The organism is Patulibacter minatonensis DSM 18081 (assembly GCF_000519325.1).
Taxonomy (GTDB): Bacteria; Actinomycetota; Thermoleophilia; order Solirubrobacterales; family Solirubrobacteraceae; genus Patulibacter; species Patulibacter minatonensis.
On record NZ_KI912613.1, the window covers coordinates 1650097 to 1651151 of the forward strand.

Here is a 1055-nt window from a genome sequence, read left to right on the forward strand (position 1 = left end):
GGACGCACCGGGCGATCATGCCGGTCCGCAGGAACGCACGCCAGGTGGACGGTGCGGCGTGGGCCGGCGTTCGTTCCTGCGCCGTGGGCGCAGGAACGAACGCCACGCGGGTGCGAGCGGCGAGCCGGCGCGCCTTCCTGCGCTGTGGGCGCAGGAACGAACGCCGGACCCCCCCGACAGCGGCCGAGGTGGCGCGCATTCCTGCGCTGCGACGCACATCGACCCGCCACCTCGCCGAGGCAGCGCGCCCTCCCCGGCCGGACGCGGATGCGGGCCGCCCCGCGCCCGCCTTCGCATCCACGCGCTCGCGTGGGATCCTCGTCCGACCGTCGCGCGGCCCGCCCGGTCGCGTGGTCCTCCCCGCCCCGGAGCCCGTCGCCATGGCCGCCTGCACGCACCTCGACCACGTCAAGATCACCGCGCTGCCCGAGGAGGTCCCCGGGTGCGAGGACTGCCTCGAGGTCGGAGGCGTCTGGTTGCACCTGCGGATCTGCCTCGAGTGCGGGCACGTCGGCTGCTGCGACGACTCGCCCGGGCAGCACGCGACGAAGCACGCGGGCGCCGCCGAGCACCCGATCATCCGGTCGATCGAGCCGGGGGAGGACTGGTCGTGGTGCTTCCTGGACCAGGCCGGCTTCCGCATCCCGCAGGTCACCGGCAGCCCCCGGATCCCGCCGTCGCCGATGGGCGGCTGACGCGGGACGCCCGACGGTCGCGGATCGGCACCGACTTCGTCACGGAACGCCGTCGCGCGCCGGTCCGCCGGTCCTCCGGGCTACGGTCCAGGGGTGCACGACGCGCTCGCCCAGCTCGCCACGGTCTTCGCCGACCCGGGCGCGTCCGACGCCGCGAAGGTCCTCGATCGGTTGCGGAAGCGCTGGAAGACGTTCGACGCCGACGAGCGCGCGGCGCTCGCGCCGCTGGCGAAGCTTGCCGCCGACCGCGTGGCGGCGGCCGAGGCCGCGGCGCGACCGTCGCTGTTCGACCTGGCGCCCGCGGAGCCCGCGCCGCAGGCCGCCGCCGTCGAGCCGCCGGCCGTCGTGCCCGCTCCTGCG

The 1055-nt window shown here is 76.6% G+C and carries 1 protein-coding gene and 1 pseudogene; both read left to right on the forward strand.

The genetic code is table 11. The features are described from left to right. The first annotated feature begins 380 nt into the window (after positions 1-380). On the forward strand, positions 381-695 hold the full coding sequence (locus tag PATMI_RS0107440; protein ID WP_026910429.1) for a UBP-type zinc finger domain-containing protein: 315 nt from the start codon (positions 381-383) through the stop codon (positions 693-695). Between the two features lie 93 nt (positions 696-788). After that, positions 789-1055, forward strand: a pseudogene (locus PATMI_RS37310) (AlgP family protein); the annotation flags it as partial.